The following is an 18,870-nucleotide window of genomic DNA, read 5'->3' as shown; positions in this document are numbered from 1 at the left end:
TGTGCGCTCAGCGTGCCGGGAACGTGATCGTGAACGTCGTCCCGCGCCCGACCTCGCTCTCCACGGCGACTGTGCAGCGGTGAGCGCTCACGATCGCGTGCACGATCGCGAGTCCGAGTCCGCTGCCCCCGGTGTCGCGGGTGCGGGAGCGGTCCGCGCGCCAGAACCGGTCGAACACGTGCGGCAGGTCCTCGGCGGCGATGCCGGACCCGGTGTCGCTCACCGTGATCCGCCCGTCCTGGGCCTCCAGGCGCACCGTGCCGTCGGCAGGCGTGTAGCGGAAGGCGTTCGAGACGAGGTTCGTGAGGACCTGCCGCAGCCGCACCGGGTCCGCGGTCACCACCCCGCCGCCCTCCGCGACCAGCCCGGGATGCGCGACGACGAGCTGGTCGAACAGCTCCCGCAGGTCGACGGTCTCGGGGTGCAGCCGCAGCTCGCCCGCGTCGGCCAGCGCGAGGTCCTGCAGGTCGTCGATGAGGCGCTGCAGCACCAGGGCCTCGTCGAGCAACGACGTGAGCGTCGTGCGGTCCAGCTCCACCACGCCGTCGCGCGCGCCCTCGAGCCAGCTGCGGATCGTGCCGAGCGGGTTGCGCAGTTCGTGGGAGATGTCGCTGGTCATGGCCTTGCGCTGGGCGTCGGTGCGGGCCCGGTGCGCGGCCATGTCGTTGAACGCCCGCGCGAGCTGGCCGATCTCGCTGCGCGACCGGATGTCGACCTGGGCGTCGTCACCGTGCCGCAACCGCTCGGCGGCCGCTGTGAGCGAGCGCAACGGCCTGGTCATCCGCAGCGCGACCACCACGCTGACACCGACGGTCAGGACCAGCACGACGGCGGCGACCAGCACGATCCGGCCGACGTCGAACCGCACGACGGTCGCCGCGGTGGTCTTGCCGGCGGCGTCGGTGACGAACAGGAGCGCGGGCGGCGCGACGTAGGGCCGCAGCTGGGCGCGGCGCGCGCTCGCCAGGCACTCGGCGTTGGAGGCGACGGGCTGCCAGGACGCGTTCATCGTGAGCTGCTCGGCGGGCAGGCCGCGCTGCCGCAGGCAGTCGCCGACCCGCAGGCCCAGGTCGTTGAACGCCGCGGACTCGCCCGGTGTGAGCGTGGTCAACCGGTCCTGGACCTCGGCGCAGGCCGGGGCGGCCGGGGCGGGGATCGTCCTGTCCACGTTCACGATCGGGCGGCCCCAGGCCGTGGCCGCCGTCTCCAGCTGGGCGGCCTCCGACGCGCCGCGGCAGCGCGAACGGAAGATGTCCGCGTCATGGGTCAGACCCGCCTTCTCGCGCTCGGTGAGCTGGAACGGGCCGGTGATCCTCGGGTCGATCCGGTCGGCGGGGGAGCCGGGGACCTGGGCGAGGTCGAGCTCCAGCGGGTCTACGACCGCGGACGGCACGGCCGGCAGCTGGGCCGGGTCGAGGTTCGTGCCGCTGTCGGCGATGACCCGGCGGTCGGCCGTGGTGAGGATCAGGCGGCTCCTGCCCGGCGGCAGCGCGACGCCGTCCCAGGCGCGGTGCTCGACGGCGAACGTGATCAGGTCCCGGTAGGTGGCCGCGTCCCCGGCGAGCGCGTTCCCGAGCTCCTGCCTGATCGACGTGGACGTGCTCTGGGCGGCGAGCCAGGCGGTCGCGGTGATCGAGAAGAGCGCGACGAGCGCGGACGCGGCCAGCAGGCGCGCCAGAACGCTATGCACCGGAGCCGTCCACCAGCTTGTAGCCGACGCCGTGCACGGTCAGCAGGTGCGCGGGCCTGCGCGGCTGGACCTCGATCTTCTTGCGCAGGTTCATGACGTGCGCGTCGATGGTGCGGGAGGTGATGTACCCGTCCAGCCCGTGCACCGCGCTGAGCAGCTGCGCGCGGGTGAACACCCGGCCGGGGCTCGCCGCCATGGTGTGCAGGATCCGGAACTCCGACGCCGTGCACTCGGCCAGCTCGCCGCGCACCCGCACCTCGTGGCGGTCGGGGTCGACGGTGAGGTCCCCGAGCACGATGCCGGTCGCGGCCGGCCGCTGGACCCGCCTGAGCAACGTCCGCACGCGCGCCATCAGCTCGCGCGGGCTGTAGGGCTTGGTGACGTAGTCGTCGGCGCCGAGGTCGAGCCCGTGCAGCAGATCGTCCTCTGTGGACCTCGCGGTGAGCATGAGGACCGGGACGTCCGACTCGTTGCGCAACCTGCGCACGACCTCCAGCCCGTCCAGCTCCGGCATCATCACGTCGAGGACGAGCAGGTCGGGCCGGTCGCGGCGGATCTCGTCGAGCGCGGCCGATCCGTCGTGGACGATCCGCACCCGGTAGCCCTCCTGGCGCAGGTACCTGCCGAGCATGTCGGCCTGCATCACGTTGTCCTCGGCCACCAGCACGCACATGCCCATGCGTCGCAACATAGCCACTCGCGCGGCCGCCGCACGGGATGAGGACTCCATCCGAACAGGATCCTCACAACTCACTGCCACGGTCGGCTGCATGCGAATGCTCAGCGTGGTCGCGTTGCTGCTCCTCGGCGTGCCGGGAGTGGCGGCGGCCTCTCCTCCCGGCACCGACGTGGTCGTGCACGACCTCGACACGAACGGCGTGGCGTCCTACTGGACACCGGACCGCGTCGCCGCGATGCCGGCCGGACCGTCCGCCCCACCCGGAACGCCGCCGGTCGACGACGCGACCGGTGCCCCGGGACCGATCAGCCGGACCATCGGCCGCCTGTTCTTCGTCGACCGCGACGGCGAGGACTCGAGCTGCACGGCGACGGTCGTCGTGAGCGCCAACAAGCGCACGGCGGTGACCGCCGGGCACTGCGTCCACACGGCGAACCTGATCGGCCAGGACCCGAAGTGGCACAGCAAGATGCTGTTCGTGCCGGGGTTCCGCGACGGCGCCCGGCCGTTCGGCGAGTTCGTGGTGCGCCAGGCGGTCGTGCACCGGACCTGGATCGCCGACGACCAGCAGACCGAGTTCGACCAGGCGTTCCTCGTGCTCGACAAGCCGTCGCGGGTGAGCGAGGACATCGCCTTCGGCAGGCCCGCGGACCGGTTCGCGCGGGAGTACGGCTATCCGCGTGCGGCCGGGCAGGCAGGGCACCAGGGCAGGCCCGAGTTCACCGGTCAGCGGCTCGCACAGTGCTGGGGCACGCCCGTGCTCAACCCCGGCCACCCGGATCTGGCACCGGAGAACGTCTGGGGCGTGCCGTGCGACATGGGAGGCGGGTCGAGCGGCGGGCCCCGGATCAGCGGGGGCGCGGTCGTGGGCGTGAACGTCCAGAGCTTCAACGTGGACGCCGGCGGCCGGTGGTGCCCGTTCGGCCAGTGCGTGCGGCACCTCGGCGGCGCGCAGTTCAGCTGGAAGATCACCGCTGCGCTGCACCACCGGGCTTCGACGAGCGGGTGAGCCGGCCGCGGAGCTGGCGACCCCTCGACGCCGTGGTGCCCCGGTAGCCGGTGGAACCCCGGCTTCCGCCAGCTCCGCGAGATCAAAGGTCTTGCGCCACCCCCGCGAGGTAGCGCAGGACCCGACGGTGGCACTGGCCGGTTGGCCGGCGGTAAATCGGCTCGTCAGCGGGCTTTCGGCGCCGTCACGGCTGAGCCGCCACATCGGAGGGGTGGGTCGCCAGCGGCGTCACCTCGACCCGCGTGAACTCCCACAGCGGTAACGACGAGAGGAACGCGTGCAGCTCGTCGTGGGTGGGCACGTCGAAGACGCTGATGCTGCCGTACTGTCCGACGACCTGCCACAGGTGCAGCCACACGCCCATCTTCTGCAGCTCCAGCGCCCGGTCCTTCTCGGCGCGCACCAACTCGGCACGTCGCTGCGGGTCCAGGTCGTGGGGCGGGGAAACGTCCATCCGCACGTGGAAGAGCACGGTCACCTCCTGGTGAAGGCCGTGCCGGCCTTGGGGGCCGACCGGCAGGTGCAGGTCGTGGCGCAGGTGGCTCCTCGTTCACGAGCACGGGCCCGATCAGGTGCCACCTCGACCCGGAATACCCGCTGCGACCCGATCGATGCCATGCTGCCGCCGCGAACCCGGCGGCAGCACGCTGACCGTCCTGTGTGGAGGATGGATCTCCCTCACGCTCCGGTGACGCCGTCGATGCCCTCGCGCAGGAAGTCCGCGTGGCCGTTGTGCCGCGCGTACTCGTGGCAGAGGTGGTTCATGACCAGCCGCAACGACACGTGCTCACCCCAGCGCGGCTGGTAGCCCGTCACGTCCAGCGACTCGGCCTCCCGCTCGATCCGGCGCGAGTGCTCGACCTCGGCCTGCCACGCCCCGAACGCCCCGGAGCGAGTGGATTCCGAGGCGTCGTAGGCGACCTGGTAGTCGTTGGCGTCCGACCACACGAGAGGGATGTCCTCGCCGTTGATGACCTTGCGGAACCAAGTGCGCTCCACTTCGGCCATGTGCCGGACGAGACCGAGCAGCTGCAGCGCGGACGGGGGCATGGAGCGGCGGCGCAGGTCGTCGTCGGTCAGGCCGTCGCACTTCAACGCGAGGGTGGCGCGGTGGAAGTCGAGGAACGCGCGCAGGGTCTCGCGTTCGCCCGCCCGCAGCGGCGGGCTGGGACGTTCGGTGATCATCTCCTCAGTCTGAGCGCGAAAGGTGTCTTGTGCACCCGGGTTTGGTGTATGAGTAAAGGCATCGTCTACGTGATTCTGGGGGAATCAATGATTCGTGGATTTGCGCTTGCCGCTGCCATTGGCTTGGCGTGCACGGCTTTCACAGCACCGGCCGCGGTCGCGTCCTCCGGTCCGGCCCCGTGCGACTGGGAGGTGTCGAAGGTTCCCGCGCCGTTCGGCTACGAGGACCGGTCGACCGACGTCAAGGGCACGGACAGCCACGGCAACTACGCGGGCACCTCGTTGCGGCCCGGCGCCAACACGAACGACGTGGTGCTCTGGACAGACGGGAAACCCAGAGTCGTCCCGGAGTTCGCGCACCTGCAGTGGCTCCAGGTCGCGGACGAGAACTCGGCCGGAACCGTGCTGGTGAACGGCTACCTCCCGGCCGAGAGCCGGTGGACCGCGCTGCAGTACGCGGGTGGCCACCAGGGAGCGGGCACGATCTCCGAGCTCGTCGCTCCGGCCGGTTACCGCACCAGCAACGCCATGTCCATCAACTCGCGCGGTGACGTGCTCGGCAGCGGCACGAGGATCGCCACGGGCGAGAGCGTGACGCTGCTGTGGCCGACGCTCGCGGCCGGGCCCCAGGTCATCGAGTGGTCCGTCGGGTTCCCGCAGGACCTGGACGACGACGGCGCGGTGCTGTTCCGCGACCCGACCGGCAACGGGGGACACGTGTGGCGCAACGGTGTCGTGTTGCCGTTGGAGCACCGGGGCAAGCGCCAGTTCGTCCAGGCGATCCGCGGCGGCAAGGTCGTCGGTCACGAGCTCAGCTCGTGGCCGAACGCGCAGGCCGTGCTGTGGGACAGCACCGGTGCGGTGGCGCCCATCGACGGCGGCGGGTCCGCGTACGCCATCAACGCGGGCGGGCTGATCACCGGTCAGCGGTCGTCGCTGACGGGCAAGGCCGCGGTCTGGCGCGACACGGCGTTCGAGGCCGAGCTCCCGCTGCCCGACGGCGTTTCCGGCGTGTCCGAGCTGTTCGTGGTGGGTGCCGACGACAGCCTGTTCAGCAAGTCGGGCTCCGGCCCGCTGCGCTGGAGCTGCGAGTAGCACCCGTGTGAGGCGCCACATCACGCCCCTCTCCGATCGGCGCTAACGTTGCCGTGACGAGAGGGGTGGCTGATGTCGCAGCAGCTGGAGGCGGCCGAGTCGGCGTTCGCGGCGGCCCGGCCGAGGCTGTTCGGCATCGCGTACCGCATGACCGGCAGCGTGGCCGACGCCGAGGACCTGGTGCAGGAGGTGTGGCTGCGCTGGCAGCTCGCGGACCGCGCGGCCGTGCTCAACCCCGAGGCGTACCTGGCCACCGCCATCACCCGGCTCGCGATCAACGAGTCGCAGACCGCGCGGGCCCGCCGCGAGACCTACGTCGGGCCGTGGCTGCCCGAACCGGTGGACACGTCCGCGGACCCGCAGGTCGGCGCCGAGCAGGGCGCGGTGCTGGAGCTCGCCGTGCTGATGCTGCTGGAGAAGCTGACCCCGACCGAGCGGGCCGCGTACGTGCTGCGCGAGGCGTTCGACTACCCGTACCGCGAGATCGCCGAGATCGTGCAGACCAGCGAGGTCGCCACGCGGCAGCTGGTCAGCCGGGCGCGCAAGCACCTCGCGGACGAACGGCGCGTGCCCGTCGAACGAGCGGACCAGCGCAAGCTGCTGGAGGCGTTCGTGGCGGCCGCGCAGGCCGGTGACCTGGCGGCGCTCGAGAAGCTGTTCGCGCAGGACGTCGTGAGCTACTCCGACAGCAACGGCGCCATCCGCGCGGCCGGTCGCCCGCTGTTCGGCGCGGCCTCCCTCGCCAAGATCATCTCGGGGTGGGCGCCGTCGTTCTGGGCCGGCGCGGAGACGGCGTTCGTCGAGGCGAACGGGCTCAGCGCGGTGCGGCTGCGCAAGGACGACGGCACCTACGCGGTGATCACCGTGACGGCGTCCGGAGACGGCATCGACCAGGTGTTGTGGCTGGTCAACCCCGAGAAGCTGGCCGCGTTCCAGTAGGGCTGTCACAACTTCAGGGTCTGTCCTGTCTTAGCTCGTGAACACCCACGAGAGAGGGATGGACCCCATGAGGATCGTTGTCATCGGTGGCACCGGCTTGATCGGCAGCCAGGTCGTGAAGCGGCTCGGGGAGCACGGCCACGACGCCGTGCCCGCGTCCCCCAACAGCGGCGTGAACACGCTGACCGGAGAGGGCGTCAAGGAGGTGCTGCAGGGCGCCGACGTGCTGGTCGACGTGTCGAACTCGCCGTCGTTCGCCGACGACGACGTCATGAACTTCTTCACGACGGCCACCACCAACCTGACCGAGGCCGCCGAAGAGGCGGGCGTCGGCCACTACGTCGCGCTGTCGATCGTCGGCACGGACGAGCTGCCCGAGTCCGGCTACCTGCGCGCGAAGGTGGCGCAGGAGAAGCTCATCCGGGAGTCGGGCCTCACGTACTCGATCATCCGCGCCACCCAGTTCTTCGAGTTCGCGGGTGCCATCGCGAACTCCGCGGAGCTGGACGGCGCAGTGCACCTCCCGCACGGTGGCGTCCAGCCGATCGCGGCCTCCGACGTCGCCGCGGTGGTCGGCAGGACCGCCGCGACCGCGCCGGTGAACGGCGTGCTGGAGATCGGCGGGCCCGAAGAGTTCACAATGGACGGTTGGATCCGCACGGTTCTGGCGCACCGCAAGGACGAGCGCGCGGTCGTGAGCGATCCGCAGGCCAAGTACTTCGGCACGCTCCTGACCGGCAAGCAGCTGGTGCCGAACTCGGGCGCGCAGCTGCAGCCGACCAGCCTGCAGGCGTGGCTCGACGCCGGCAACTGATCCGCGGGCGGCGGGGAGTGCGGCCGCACTCCCCGCGCCTTCTCTGGTCAACGCGATCTTCCCCTCTATATCGTGGCCACTGCACGGCTCACGAACCTTGGGGGACTGAAATGAGTCGAAGACTCTCCTTAGCGCTGTCCGCTGCGCTTCTGGCCACCGTCGCCGTCTCGGCGTCGGCATCGGCACGCTCGACCACGACGATCACGGATCTCGGTGGCCTGCCGTCCGCGACCGAGACCTCCGTGACGTCGATCAACGACTCCGGCGTCGCGGTGGGGGCCGACTACGGCGACGGCCGCAACCACGCGGTCAAGTTCGACGGTGCAGGCGCGTCCGAGCTGGTCGGGCCCGCCGGCGCGCACACCTATCTCACCTCCGTCAACAACCACGGTGCCGCCGTCGGCTTCACGTCCCTGCCAGGCGGTGCCACCAAGCCCATCCGCTTCAACCCGGACGGGTCGTACGTACTGCTCAGCGTGCCGTTCGGGTACTCGTACGCGCACGCGTTCGCGATCAACGACGGCGGCGCGACCTTCGGCTCCGCCCTCGGTGCCACCGACGGCCGCCAGATCCCGGTGCGCTGGCTGCCGAACGGTGTCCTCACCAGCATGAAGCTCCCGGCGGGAGCCACCTGGGGCAGGGTGACGGGCGCCTCGTCGAACGGGTACGTGAGCGGTTTCGTCTCCGGCCCGGGGATGGAACAGCTGGCGGTGCGCTGGAACCCGGACAGCAGCGTGACCAAGCTGCCCAGGATGTCCGACGGCGAACCGACCACCGCGCAGGCGGTGAACCGGCACGGTGACGTCGTCGGCACCGGCAGGTTCGCGAACGGCGAGGGGACCTTCGGCGTCCGCTGGAACGCGGACGGGTCGATGAACAAGTACGGCCCGAACATCGAGCCGAAGAGCATCAACGACGACGGTGTGGCGGTCGGGTTCACCTACGTCGCGGACAAGCAGCACCCGTACCGCTGGACCAAGGACGGCGAGGAGCTCGCGCTCGGCTTTCCCGAGGGCGCGGACAGCGTCACCACGCTCGACATCAACAACGCCGGTGTGATCGTCGGGTCGGCCGGAGGCCGTGCCTACAAGTGGACTGTCAGCTGACCGTCTCGGCTGCTAGAACCTCGCGTCGCGCAACTGGCGGCGCGAGGTCACGCCCACCTTCCCGAACACCTTGCGCAGATGCCATTCCACGGTCCGCGGGCTGATGAACAACCGCGTGCCGATCTCGGGGTTCGAGTAGCCCTCGCGCGCCAGCCGCGCGATCTGGTACTCCTGCGCGGTCAGCTCGTCGGTGGGCTCGGCGGTGCGTTTGCGGGCCGTCTCGCCGGTCGCCTGCAGTTCGCGGAACGCGCGTTCGGCGAACGTCGGCATTCCTGACGCCACAAGGGTTTCGTGCGCCGTGCGGAGGTGTTCGCGGGCCTCGACGCGCTGACCTTCGCGGCGCAGCCACTCGCCGTGCAGCAGGTGGGCACGGCCCAGTTCACCGCGCAACGCCGTCTGTTCGAAGTGCGAGATCGACTCGGCGAACGCGGCCGGGTCGCCGTTCAGCGCCCGCAGCCTGGCTTTGACGCCCAGCGACCAGGGCGTGTCGACCCAGTCCGAGGACCGTTGCAGGGCCTGGGAAACGAGGGCGGTGTCGCCGGTGCGGGAGGCGGCCTCGGCCAGTTCGGACGTGATCAGGCAGCTGTAGACCAGCGAGTCGGGCACGCGCAGCGCCGCGTCGCGGGCCAGGTCGTGGCGGCCCAGTCCGTTGTGGAGGATCGCGGCGGTCCAGTCGGCGATCACGGCCAGCCGGCCCTGCCCGGCCGCCACCGCTTCCGCCCTCGCCCTGGTGGCCACGTCCTCGCCGCGGTAGGCGGCCTGCAGCAGCACCGCGTAACCGACCGGCGGGGTGCCGGTGACCTCGGAGATGCGCTGGTCCTCCTCGATCAACGCCTGCGCGGCGGCGGGTTCGCCGGCGAGGAGTTCGTTGTCCGCCAGGAAGTTCAGCGCGAACTGCAGCTGCACCAGCGCTCCGGCGTCACGCGCCATGCGGACCTGCTGCTGGGCGAACGCGCGGCGCGTGTCGAAGTCCCACATCTCCGTCGCGACGATCCCGCCCGCGCGGTTGCCGAACAGCCACGGCGCGCGGCTGACGTCCTCCGCGCCGACCTTGAACGCGCGCAACTCGTCCAGCGCGCGCGTCATCAGCGGCACGGCCTGCGCGTACCCCGAGGTGATGCGCGTCGTCAGCGCGTCGAGCACCAGGTCCAGCGCACAGGCCGGGGTGCGGGCCGGGGGAGCGGTGCGGGCGGCGTCGGCCAGCGGCGTGCCGGCCCAGATCGCCGCCGAGAGGGCTTCCAGGTGCGTCTCGCGGGCCAGCTCGGGGTCGGACGGCGCGAGCCTGCGGGCCGCGCTGAACAGCAGCGGGGCGGCGTCGGCGACCCGGCGCCGGTCGAACGCGATGTGCCCGCGCAGGTGCTCGACCTGGGCACTGCGGCGCTCGTCCGGCGGCCCCGCCTCGACCGCGGACAACAGCCGCAACGAGGCGTCCAGCGCGCCCGCGTCGCGCTTGGCCCGCGCGGCGGCGAGCTCCCGGGCGGCCCGGCGGCCGGGTTCGGGCGTGAGCACGGCGGCCTGTTCGAGGAACGCGGCCGCGGCCAGCAGCCCGCCCCGCGCCTGCGCACGACCGGCCGTGTTCTCCAGACCGGCCGCGACCTCCTCGTCCGGCGCCGCCGTGCCCTGCGCCCGGTGCCACGCACGACGGTCCGGGTCGATGGCCGGATCGGTCACGTCGGCGAGCGCCCGGTGCACGCGCAGCCGGTCGACGGCGGACGCCGACCGGTACACGGCCGAGCGCACCAGCGGGTGCCGGAACCGGACGCGGGCGCCGAACTCGATCAGCCCGGTGCCCAGGGCGGCGGCAGCCGGATCGGCGCCCAGCCCGAGCAGACCGGCCGCCTGCCACAGCAGGGTCGCGTCACCGAGGGGTTCGGCGGCGGCGGTCAGCATCAGCAGCCGGGTGTCGGCGGGCAGCGGCGCGATCTGCCGGGCGAACCCGGCCTCGATGCGGCTGGTCAGCGGCTCGGCGTCCAGCCCGTCCGCGAGCTCGGCGACCGTCCACGCGCGGGGCAGCTCGAGCAGCGCCAGCGGGTTGCCCCGCGCCTCGGCGACGATCCGGTCGCGCACCCGGCCGTCCACCGGCCCCTTGATCACGGACTCGAGCAACGCGCGGGCGTCGCCGTCGTCCAGGCCGCGCACGAACAGCTCGGGCAGCCCGTCGAGGTAGTCGTTGGTCTCGCGCAGCACGAAGACCAGCGCGATCCGCTCGGCGAGCAGCCGGCGGGCCACGAACCCCAGCACCGCCGACGACATCGAGTCGAGCCACTGCGCGTCGTCCACGAGGCACACCAGCGGCTGCTCGTCGGCCACCTCGGCGAGCAGCGTGAGCACCGCCAGCCCGACCATGAACCGCGTGGGCCGGGGCCCGGCCGCCATCCCGAACGCGGTGCCGAGCGCCTCGCGCTGCGGCGCCGGCAGCCGGTCCAGCCGGTCGAGGAACGGCACGCACAGCTGGTGCAGCCCCGCGTAGGGGAACGCGCTCTCGGACTCGACGCCCGCGGCCCGCGCCACGCGGAAACCCGAGGCCCGCGTCGACACCTGGTCGAGCAGCGCGGTCTTGCCGATCCCGGCCTCACCGCGCAGGACGAGCACCTGACCTGCGCCGGACCGCGCCTGCGTGAGCAGTCGTTCCAGCGCTTCGCCCTCAGTGCGTCTGCCGAGCAGACCTTCGTCCGACACGGGCTTGAGCCTAGTGCGGTGACCGCTGACCGTCGTCACGTCCTTCGCCCATCAGACGGGTGCATCGCGGTGCCGGCCCCCGCCCCCCATACCGGGCGTATGGGGGGCGGGGGCCGACACCGCGAGGTGCCCTGCTGAGCGGTGAAGGACGTGACGACGATCGCGGTCACCGCACCGGGGCCAGGGACTCACCAGGGTGTTCCACGGGTTCGAAGGGGCCCCTTGCGGGAGCAGTCTCATGTCATCAACGAACGAAGGAGATGAACCCGATGGACTACAAGTTCGAGGTGACCGTCATCCCGGTCAGCGACGTCGACAGGGCGGTGCACTTCTACAAGGTCCTCGGCTGGCGCTTCGACGCCGAGTTCGCCGACGACGAGGGCTACCGCCTGGTCCAGTTCACCCCGACCGGCTCGCCCGCCTCGATCATCTTCGGCACCGGTGTCTCGAACGCCGCGCCGGGCAGCGCCGAGGGCATGCACCTGATCGTCGACGACATCGAGGCCGCCCGTGACGACCTCCTCGCCCGCGGGGTGCAGGTCAGCGAGGTCTTCCACGACAAGACCGGTGTCTTCCACCACGCGGGCACGGCCGGCCGGGTCGCGGGAGCGGATCCCGCCCGCGCCAGCTACGGCTCGTTCGCCTCGTTCAGCGACCCGGACGGCAACGGCTGGGTGCTGCAGGAGGTCACGACGCGCCTTCCGGGTCGTGTGTGATGGCACGCGACTACGACGTGATCGTCATCGGCGGCGGGTCGCCCGGTGAGCACTTCGCCGCGGCCGTCGCCGAGGGCGGGCTGCGGGTGGCGGTGGTCGAGCGCGAGTTGCTCGGCGGGGAGTGCTCCTTCTACGCCTGCATCCCCTCGAAGACGCTGCTGCGCGCCGGTGAGGCCGTGGCAGCGGCCCGGGAGGTGCCGGGCGCCCGTGAGGCGGTCACCGGCGAGATCGACGCCCAGGCCGTGCTCGCGTACCGCGACTTCATGGTGTCGTCCTACGACGACGCCGGCGGTCAGAAGTGGGCCGAGGGCGCCGGGATCGACGTGTTGCGCGGTGACGGCAAGATCGCCGGGCCCCACACCGTCGCGGTCGGCGACCGGACCTACACGGCCGACCACGTCGTGATCGCCACCGGCTCGTCGGCGTTCATCCCGCCGGTTCCCGGGCTGAGCGACCTGGACGTGTGGACGAACCGCGAGGCCACCGGCGTCGAGGAGATCCCGCGCCGGTTGCTGATCCTCGGCGGCGGCCCGACGGGTGTCGAGATGGCCCAGGCGTTCACGCACCTCGGTTCGTCGGTCGCGCTGGTCGACGGGTCGGACCGGGTGCTGCCCCGCGAACCGGAGGCGGCCGGCCGCGCGCTCACCGAGGCGTTGGCCGCGGCCGGGGTCGAGCTGCACCTCGGGGCGCACGCCAGCAAGGCGTCGTTCGAGAACGGCGAGTACGTCCTCGACTTCCCGGACGGCACCCAGTTGCGCGGCGACAAGCTGCTCGTCGCCACTGGCAGGCGTCCCCGTGTCGACGGCATCGGCCTCGAAACCGTGGGGGTCGAACCGAATCCGCGCGGACTCGTCACCGACGAGCGGATGAACGTGACCGACGGCGTCTGGGCGGTCGGCGACGTCACGGGCCAGTGGAACCTGACGCACGTCGGCAAGTACCAGGGCCGGGTCGCCGCCGCGAACATCCTCGGCGGGACGGCGAAGGTCAACTACGACGCCGTGCCACGGGTCGTGTTCACCGATCCGCAGGTCGCCGCGGTCGGTGCGGCAGAAGGGAAGTACACCGCGACCGCCCACCTGTCCGGTGTCGCCCGCACGGCCACCTACACCCGTGACTACGCCACGAAGCCCGGATTCCTGACGCTCGTGTCCGACGGTGAAGTCCTCACCGGAGCCCACGCCGTCGGCCCGGAGGCGGGCGAGTGGTTGCAGCAGGCCACCGTCGCGATCCGCGCGAAGGTCCCGCTGTCCGTGCTGCTCGACGTCATCCAGCCCTTTCCCACCTTTTCGGAGGCGTTCCTCAACGCACTCCGCGATCTCGCGAAGGAAGTAGCGAAGTGAAGCTCGACCAGATCGACATGAAGCTCGAAGTCACCGTCATCCCCGTGACGGACGTGGAGCGCGCCAAGGAGTTCTACAGCACGCTCGGCTGGCGCCAGGACGTCACACCGCCGTGGGTCGTGCAGTTCACCCCGCACGGTTCCGACGCGTCCATCCACTTCGGTGAGGGCATCACGACCGCGGAACCCGGTTCGGGCAAGCACTTCCTGATCGTCTCCGACGTCGTGGAGACCCACGCGGCGCTGCTGGCAGCGGGGATCAAGGTCGGCCCGCTCTACCACCCGACCCCGGACGGACCCGTCGAGGGCGCCGACCCCGAGCGCCGCAGCTACGTCACCCGCGCGGAGTTCGCCGACCCGGACGGCAACACGTGGGTGCTGCAGGAGGTCACGACCCGCCTGCCCGGCCGTGTCGACGCGGACACGACGTACGCGTCGATCACCGACCTGGCGGCGGCGCTGCGCAGGGCCGCCGCGGCCCACGGCGAGCACGAGGCGCGCAACGGCGGCGAGTTCGACGAGAACTGGCCCGACTGGTACGCCGAGTACTTGGTCAAGGAGCAGACGGGCGAGCAGCTTCCGCAGTAGGTTCGCGCGGATGAACGACGAAGTGGCAAGAGCGCTGCGCGGAACGCCGGGCACCCTGGCGTTCCGCGCGCTTTGTGCTGCGGTGACGAGGTCCGGCGAGGACCTCCTGCCGTGGTGCGGGGAACAGCTGGCAGGCTGGCCCGACGAGACCCGGCAGGCGCCCTACTCGTGGATCGCCGCGCTGGAGTCGGGGTTCACCAGACCCGTGTGGCCCCTCGTCCGCTCGCTCGACCTGCGCACCGCCCGCGACGGGATGCGTGAGCTGCTGCTGCCGGATCCCCGGGCCTGTCCCGAAGTGCGCGCGGTGAGCGACCTGCGGCTCGCCTGGTACGACCACGACCAGGTGACGGCACTCGCGGAGACGGCGGACCACTGGGAGCACCTGCGCTCCGTCGAGTTCGCCGGTCTGTCGGAGTTCGACGCGAAGGCGGTTTCCCGGTTCGCGGCGAGCGAGGCAGTCACACGGCTCGAATCGCTCACCGTCGTGCGGGTGTGGGACAGCTTGTGGCACTTCAAGGTTCCGTCGTTGCGCATAGAACGGCCGACCCGGCTGCGGCACGCCGGCCTGCTCGCCCCCGACCTGATCCACCTGCTGCGGAACGGCCTCGCGCCCGGTCTGCGGTCCGTCGACGTGCTCGTGCAGAACGCCGGCGAGGCACGTGACCTGGCCGCCTGCGAGGGACTCTCGGCGCTGGACCGGCTCGGGATCGGGTTCCGCTGCGGCAAGGACGGAAGACAACCGTTGTGGGCGCCCTACTTCGGCAACGTCATCGAAGCCGACGACCTCGCGTGCGAGGAGTTCTTCTCCCGCGCGGAACTCACGAACCTGCGCAGCCTCACCGTGCACGGCACCACGATGGGCATGGGCCGCGAAGGGCTCGGCGCGCGAGGGGCGGAGGCGATCGCGGCCAGCGGTGTGCTCGGGCAGCTCACCGAACTGTCCCTGGCGGCGCTGCCCGTCGGCGACGACACCATCGCCCGCGTGCTCGGTGCCACCGACCCCGCGATCATCGAGAAGATCGCGCTGACGAACCTCGTCGCCACCGACCGGGTGGCGTCCGCGTTCGCCGCGGAGTACCCGAGGCTGCGGCACCTCGACCTCAGTGGCAACCACCTCGGTCCGGACGGGGTGCGCGAGCTGCTCGCCGCGCACATGCCCGTGCTCGACCACCTCGACCTCAGCGGCAGTGCCGGTGGTTCGCCGCACTACAGCCGATCGGACGTGCAGCCGATCGGGGACGCGGGCGCGCGGGCCGTGGCACGGTCGGCTCGCCTGAAATCCCTCAACCTCTCGGCCACCGGTCTCACCGCCGCGGGCCTCGAAGAGGTCCTTCAGCTTCCGCTGGAATCCCTGGACGTGTCAGGAAATCCGCTGACCGTTCTGCCGTCCATGCCCGCGTGGCGCACGCTGCGCTCGGTGAACCTGGACGACTGCGCTCTCGGCGACATGACGTCCCTGCCGCCGGAAGCTCCGCACCTGGAGAGCCTCTCGTTGTCGTACAACAACATCGACTCCGACGGCGCACGTGCGCTCGCCGCGTGGCCGGTGCTGTCCCAGCTCTGGGAGTTGACCCTGCACGACAACGTGATCGGCGACGACGGCCTGATCGACCTCGCCCGATCCCGTGCGGCGCAACGGCTCCTGGAACTGGACCTCGAACAGGACGTGTGGACCGCGCACCACCGCCGCGACAGCGTTCCGGTGCCCGCCGAGGTGGTGCGGCGGGAGTCCTTCCCGAACCTGGACTCGCTGTACCTCGGGGTGATCGACGGCTACCACGGCTCACGCCCGTCCTGCGGCTTCCCCCCGGAGCGGCGCCAGGAGCTGGTCAGGACGGGACGGCCCGAGCTCGTCGCGTTCCTCACCCACGTCCAGCCGCACGAGGACGAGGACGAGGATCCCGACCCGCCGACGGACGACTTCCGCTCCGAACGCCTGACCGGGTACGCGAAGGACTTCGCGGACGCCGAGGAGTTCGCCCGCCGGATGATGTCGGATGACATCGGGTGGCCACCCTAGGGAACGTCCCTGATGTGTCAGGGCGTTGCCGCGCCTTACCTTCCTCCGCAAGAGAGGGAGGACCCGATGAAGGCCATCGTCCAGGACAGATACGGCTCCGCGGACGTGTTGCAGCTGCGGGAGGTCGAACGGCCCGTGCCGGCGGCGGGCGAGGTGCTGGTGCGGGTGCGGGCGTCGTCGGTCAACGCCGCCGACTGGCACGTCATGCGCGGCGACCCGTACTTCGCGCGGCTGTTCCTGGGGTGGAAGGGCCCGAAGACGCGGATCCGGGGGAGGGACTTCGCGGGCGTGGTCGAGGAGGTCGGGCCCGGCGTGAGCGGCATGGTGCAGGTCGGGGACGAGGTGTTCGGCGAGGTCGAGGGGGCCTTCGCCGAGTACGTCCGGGTGCCCGTGCACCTGGTGGCGCACAAGCCGTCCAACCTCACGTTCGAGCAGGCGGCGACGCTTCCGCTGGCGGGCAACACCGCGTGGACGGGCCTGCGCGAGGTGCAGGCCGGGCAGAAGGTGCTGATCAACGGCGCGTCCGGCGGGGTCGGGCTGATGGCGGTGCAGATCGCCAAGGCGCGCAAGGCCGTCGTGACCGGCGTGTGCAGCACGCGCAACGTCGAGCAGGTCCGCTCGGTCGGCGCCGACCACGTCTTCGACTACCGGACGACGGACTTCACCCGCTCCGGGCAGATCTACGACGTCGTGTTCGACCTGGTGGGGAACAGGTCCATGGCGGAGTTGCGCGCGTTGCTCACCCCGGACGGCACCCTGGTGCTCTCCGGCGGCGGCAGCTTCACCGGCGGCGTGCTGTTCGGCCCGTACAGGCTGATCATCCAGGGCAAGCTGCTCGCCTCGTTCTCCCGCCAGCGGCTCGTGGTGCTGGAGGCCAAGCCCAGCAAGGAGAACCTGGCCGCGCTGCGGGAGCTGGCCGAGTCGGGGAAGCTGGTGCCGGTGATCGAGCGGACGTATCCGCTGACCGACGCCCCGGACGCGATCCGCCACGTGGAGTCGCGGCACGCCCAGGCGAAGGTCGTCGTCACGGCGTGAGCGCGCGGTAATTCCCTCGCTTTCCGCGGGCGTTGGGGCCACGATCCGCGGATGGTCGAGGTTCGGGTCACCGGGGGAACGGTTCGTGGCGCTGCGGAGTCGGGGACGGCGGTGTTCCGCGGCATCCCGTTCGCCGCGCCGCCCGTCGGACCTCGGCGTTTCTTGGCACCGCAACCGGTGGAGAAGTGGGAGGGCGTCCGGGACGCGCTGGAGTTCGGGCCGCCTCCACCGCAGGCGGGCGTGTTCGGCATGGACGGCATCGGATCGGCCGGCGACGACTGGCTGACGCTGAACGTCTGGTCGCCGGACCTGGCCGGCGACCTGCCGGTGATGGTGTGGATCCAGGGCGGCGCCTACACGGTCGGCATGTCCGGTCTGCCCGAGTACGACGGCACGCGGCTCACGTCCGGCGGCGTCGTGGTCGTGACGTTCAACTACCGCGTCGGCATCGAGGGGTTCGCGCGGATCGAGGGCGCTCCGGCCAACCGCGGGCTGCTGGACCAGGTCGCGGCGCTGGAGTGGGTGCGCGGCAACATCCGCGCGTTCGGCGGGGATCCGGGGCGCGTGACGGTGTTCGGGCAGTCGGCCGGTGGGGGTTCGGTGGCGGCGTTGCTCGCCATGCCGCGCGCGAAGGGGCTGTTCCACCGCGCGATCGCGAGCAGCGTCCCCGGTGTGTTCTTCACGCCGGAGCTGGCCGCGGACATCGCCGCCGAGTGCGCGGCCGAACTGGGACTGCGGCCGACCGTCGCCGACCTGTCCACTGTGGACCCCGAACTCCTGCCGGCGGCGGGCGACGAGGTCATGGCCAGGATGCACGAGATCACCCGCTGGGGTCAGGCCGCGCACAAGCGCATCCCGTTCGCGCCCGTGGTCGACGGCGACGTCCTCCCCGTGACGCCGTGGGAGGCCCTCAAGTCGGGCGCGGCACGCGACGTCGAGCTGATCGCCGGGCACACGCGCGACGAACAACGACTGTTGTCCGTGCTGGAGGGCCTCGTCGGCACCGTCACGGCGGAGCAGGCGTCGGCCGCACTGGAGATCTTCGCGCCCGGCCTCGCGTACCCGGTCCTGGAACCGGAGGAGCTGTTCGAACTCGTCTGCTCGGACTGGCTGTTCCGCATGCCGTCGCTGCACCTCGCCGAGGCGCAGGTCGCGGGCGGTGGCCGGGCGCACGTCTACGAGGTGGCCTGGGCGCCGACCGAGGTCTTCCGCGCGTGCCACGGCATCGACGTTCCACTGGTGTTCGGCACCATCGACCGCGGGCAGGCGGCCGCGGTGCTGGGCGAGATCACGCCCGAGGCGCACGAGGTGTCCGCACGCATGAGGGCGGCGTGGACCGGGTTCGCCGCAGACGGCGACCCGGGCTGGCCCGCCTACTCCGCGGACCGCCTGACGCGGGTCTTCGACGCCGAGGACTCGGTGACGGTGTACCCGCACGAGCGGTCGCGGCTGATCTGGCAGGACCACACGTGGGAATACCTGTCTCTGGACGGCGTTGTACGCGCCGGAAGGGAGGTTCGATGAACAACGAATTCTCGGTGCACGACAGCACGGGTTTCAACGCCTACCAGCCCAACGGTGAGGTGGCGGCAGACCGCTGGGTGACGGTGAGGCACCTGTTCGACAGCGACTACGTCGAGACTCCCGCGGACAAGTGGGAGCGCGCGCAGCTGCTGTTCGAGTCCCGCGACTACATCAAGGCCGCGGAACTGCTCGCCGACGTCGCCGCCGAGGTGCCGTTCCAGACGGACCTCAGCCTGCTGCTGGCCCGCGCCTACTACCACTCGGCGCAGCTGGGCAAGGCCGAGGCGCAGCTCCGCGTGGTCGTGGACCGCGACCCGGTCGAGCACTACGCCCACCTGCTGCTCGGGCGGACGCTGGAGCGGCAGGGCCGGTCCGAGGAGGCCGCGCCGTGGCTGCGGCTGGCGGCCGCCTTCGGTGGAGAACTCGCCGACGTCTAGCGATGTGAACGC

17 protein-coding genes are annotated in these 18,870 nt (G+C 71.5%); 12 read left to right on the top strand and 5 right to left on the bottom strand.

The features are described 5' to 3' along the window. Positions 1 to 7: 7 nt before the first annotated feature. On the bottom strand, positions 8 to 1,690 hold the full coding sequence (locus IE307_RS03530; RefSeq protein WP_191295952.1) for a sensor histidine kinase: 1,683 nt from the start codon (positions 1,688 to 1,690) through the stop codon (positions 8 to 10). Then, on the bottom strand, positions 1,683 to 2,363 hold the full coding sequence (locus tag IE307_RS03525) for a response regulator transcription factor (RefSeq protein ID WP_191296488.1): 681 nt from the start codon (positions 2,361 to 2,363) through the stop codon (positions 1,683 to 1,685). The genes IE307_RS03530 and IE307_RS03525 overlap by 8 nt, the downstream gene beginning before the upstream one ends. Before the next feature lie 97 nt (positions 2,364 to 2,460). Here IE307_RS03525 and IE307_RS03520 point away from each other — a divergent pair, with 97 nt between their 5' ends. Continuing rightward, positions 2,461 to 3,378, top strand: coding sequence for a trypsin-like serine peptidase (locus IE307_RS03520; RefSeq protein ID WP_191295951.1), 918 nt, complete (start codon positions 2,461 to 2,463; stop codon positions 3,376 to 3,378). A 184-nt stretch (positions 3,379 to 3,562) separates the two neighbouring features. On the opposite strand, the gene IE307_RS03515 is transcribed toward IE307_RS03520, so the two are convergent. Both IE307_RS03515 and IE307_RS03510 read right to left on the bottom strand, forming a co-directional pair. Next, positions 3,563 to 3,850 (bottom strand): muconolactone Delta-isomerase, encoded by a 288-nt coding sequence (locus IE307_RS03515; protein ID WP_191295950.1) that lies wholly within the window; start codon positions 3,848 to 3,850, stop codon positions 3,563 to 3,565. Positions 3,851 to 4,056: 206 nt separating this feature from the next. Beyond that, positions 4,057 to 4,563, bottom strand: coding sequence for a DinB family protein (locus IE307_RS03510; protein ID WP_191295949.1), 507 nt, complete (start codon positions 4,561 to 4,563; stop codon positions 4,057 to 4,059). Positions 4,564 to 4,755: 192 nt separating this feature from the next. On the opposite strand from IE307_RS03510, the gene IE307_RS03505 reads away from it, so the two are divergent. The 4 genes from IE307_RS03505 (at position 4,756) to IE307_RS03490 (ending at position 8,517) form a co-directional block, all read left to right on the top strand. Next, a complete protein-coding gene (locus IE307_RS03505; protein ID WP_191295948.1) occupies positions 4,756 to 5,658 on the top strand; it encodes a hypothetical protein in 903 nt (300 codons plus the stop codon). Between the two features lie 72 nt (positions 5,659 to 5,730). Then, the gene (locus IE307_RS03500) at positions 5,731 to 6,597 is read left to right on the top strand and encodes an RNA polymerase sigma-70 factor (RefSeq protein WP_191295947.1); all 867 of its coding nucleotides are present in this window, start codon (positions 5,731 to 5,733) and stop codon (positions 6,595 to 6,597) included. A 67-nt stretch (positions 6,598 to 6,664) separates the two neighbouring features. Then, complete coding sequence (locus IE307_RS03495) at positions 6,665 to 7,411, top strand: SDR family oxidoreductase (protein ID WP_191295946.1); 747 nt, start codon at positions 6,665 to 6,667, stop codon at positions 7,409 to 7,411. A 110-nt stretch (positions 7,412 to 7,521) separates the two neighbouring features. Next, positions 7,522 to 8,517 carry a hypothetical protein gene (locus IE307_RS03490; protein ID WP_191295945.1) on the top strand — a complete coding sequence of 332 codons (996 nt, stop codon included), beginning with the start codon at positions 7,522 to 7,524 and terminating at the stop codon, positions 8,515 to 8,517. A gap of 12 nt (positions 8,518 to 8,529) precedes the next feature. Here the strand turns inward: IE307_RS03490 and IE307_RS03485 are convergent, their stop codons facing one another. Then, entirely contained in the window at positions 8,530 to 11,196 is a 2,667-nt protein-coding gene (locus IE307_RS03485; protein WP_191295944.1) for a helix-turn-helix transcriptional regulator, read from the bottom strand. Between the two features lie 269 nt (positions 11,197 to 11,465). Here IE307_RS03485 and IE307_RS03480 point away from each other — a divergent pair, with 269 nt between their 5' ends. The 7 genes from IE307_RS03480 (at position 11,466) to IE307_RS03450 (ending at position 18,858) form a co-directional block, all read left to right on the top strand. Continuing rightward, entirely contained in the window at positions 11,466 to 11,912 is a 447-nt protein-coding gene (locus IE307_RS03480; RefSeq protein ID WP_191295943.1) for a VOC family protein, read from the top strand. Next, a complete protein-coding gene (locus IE307_RS03475; RefSeq protein ID WP_229904346.1) occupies positions 11,912 to 13,255 on the top strand; it encodes a dihydrolipoyl dehydrogenase family protein in 1,344 nt (447 codons plus the stop codon). Before IE307_RS03480 ends, IE307_RS03475 begins: the two co-directional genes overlap by 1 nt. Then, on the top strand, positions 13,252 to 13,842 hold the full coding sequence (locus IE307_RS03470; RefSeq protein ID WP_229904345.1) for a VOC family protein: 591 nt from the start codon (positions 13,252 to 13,254) through the stop codon (positions 13,840 to 13,842). The genes IE307_RS03475 and IE307_RS03470 overlap by 4 nt, the downstream gene beginning before the upstream one ends. A gap of 10 nt (positions 13,843 to 13,852) precedes the next feature. Continuing rightward, complete coding sequence (locus IE307_RS03465; RefSeq protein WP_191295941.1) at positions 13,853 to 15,862, top strand: leucine-rich repeat domain-containing protein; 2,010 nt, start codon at positions 13,853 to 13,855, stop codon at positions 15,860 to 15,862. Positions 15,863 to 15,928: 66 nt separating this feature from the next. Continuing rightward, the gene (locus IE307_RS03460) at positions 15,929 to 16,897 is read left to right on the top strand and encodes an NAD(P)-dependent alcohol dehydrogenase (protein WP_191295940.1); all 969 of its coding nucleotides are present in this window, start codon (positions 15,929 to 15,931) and stop codon (positions 16,895 to 16,897) included. Positions 16,898 to 16,948: 51 nt separating this feature from the next. Continuing rightward, positions 16,949 to 18,421, top strand: coding sequence for a carboxylesterase/lipase family protein (locus tag IE307_RS03455; protein ID WP_191295939.1), 1,473 nt, complete (start codon positions 16,949 to 16,951; stop codon positions 18,419 to 18,421). Beyond that, entirely contained in the window at positions 18,418 to 18,858 is a 441-nt protein-coding gene (locus IE307_RS03450) for a tetratricopeptide repeat protein (RefSeq protein WP_191295938.1), read from the top strand. Before IE307_RS03455 ends, IE307_RS03450 begins: the two co-directional genes overlap by 4 nt. Positions 18,859 to 18,870: the final 12 nt, after the last annotated feature.

The sequence above is a fragment of the Lentzea cavernae genome, from assembly GCF_014653695.1.
In the GTDB taxonomy this organism is placed as follows: domain Bacteria; phylum Actinomycetota; class Actinomycetes; order Mycobacteriales; family Pseudonocardiaceae; genus Lentzea; species Lentzea cavernae.
This window is presented reverse-complemented; position numbering and strand designations above follow the sequence as displayed.

What these genes read in the sequence shown, in the direction of transcription:
- IE307_RS03525 (WP_191296488.1), bottom strand. Translation starts at nt 2,363, where the DNA reads ATGTGCGTGCTGGTGGCCGAGGACAACGTGATGCAGGCCGACATGCTC.
- IE307_RS03520 (WP_191295951.1), top strand. Translation starts at nt 2,461, where the DNA reads ATGCGAATGCTCAGCGTGGTCGCGTTGCTGCTCCTCGGCGTGCCGGGA.
- IE307_RS03510 (WP_191295949.1), bottom strand. Translation starts at nt 4,563, where the DNA reads ATGATCACCGAACGTCCCAGCCCGCCGCTGCGGGCGGGCGAACGCGAG.
- IE307_RS03500 (WP_191295947.1), top strand. Translation starts at nt 5,731, where the DNA reads ATGTCGCAGCAGCTGGAGGCGGCCGAGTCGGCGTTCGCGGCGGCCCGG.
- IE307_RS03495 (WP_191295946.1), top strand. Translation starts at nt 6,665, where the DNA reads ATGAGGATCGTTGTCATCGGTGGCACCGGCTTGATCGGCAGCCAGGTC.
- IE307_RS03490 (WP_191295945.1), top strand. Translation starts at nt 7,522, where the DNA reads ATGAGTCGAAGACTCTCCTTAGCGCTGTCCGCTGCGCTTCTGGCCACC.
- IE307_RS03480 (WP_191295943.1), top strand. Translation starts at nt 11,466, where the DNA reads ATGGACTACAAGTTCGAGGTGACCGTCATCCCGGTCAGCGACGTCGAC.
- IE307_RS03475 (WP_229904346.1), top strand. Translation starts at nt 11,912, where the DNA reads ATGGCACGCGACTACGACGTGATCGTCATCGGCGGCGGGTCGCCCGGT.
- IE307_RS03465 (WP_191295941.1), top strand. Translation starts at nt 13,853, where the DNA reads ATGAACGACGAAGTGGCAAGAGCGCTGCGCGGAACGCCGGGCACCCTG.
- IE307_RS03460 (WP_191295940.1), top strand. Translation starts at nt 15,929, where the DNA reads ATGAAGGCCATCGTCCAGGACAGATACGGCTCCGCGGACGTGTTGCAG.
- IE307_RS03455 (WP_191295939.1), top strand. Translation starts at nt 16,949, where the DNA reads ATGGTCGAGGTTCGGGTCACCGGGGGAACGGTTCGTGGCGCTGCGGAG.
- IE307_RS03450 (WP_191295938.1), top strand. Translation starts at nt 18,418, where the DNA reads ATGAACAACGAATTCTCGGTGCACGACAGCACGGGTTTCAACGCCTAC.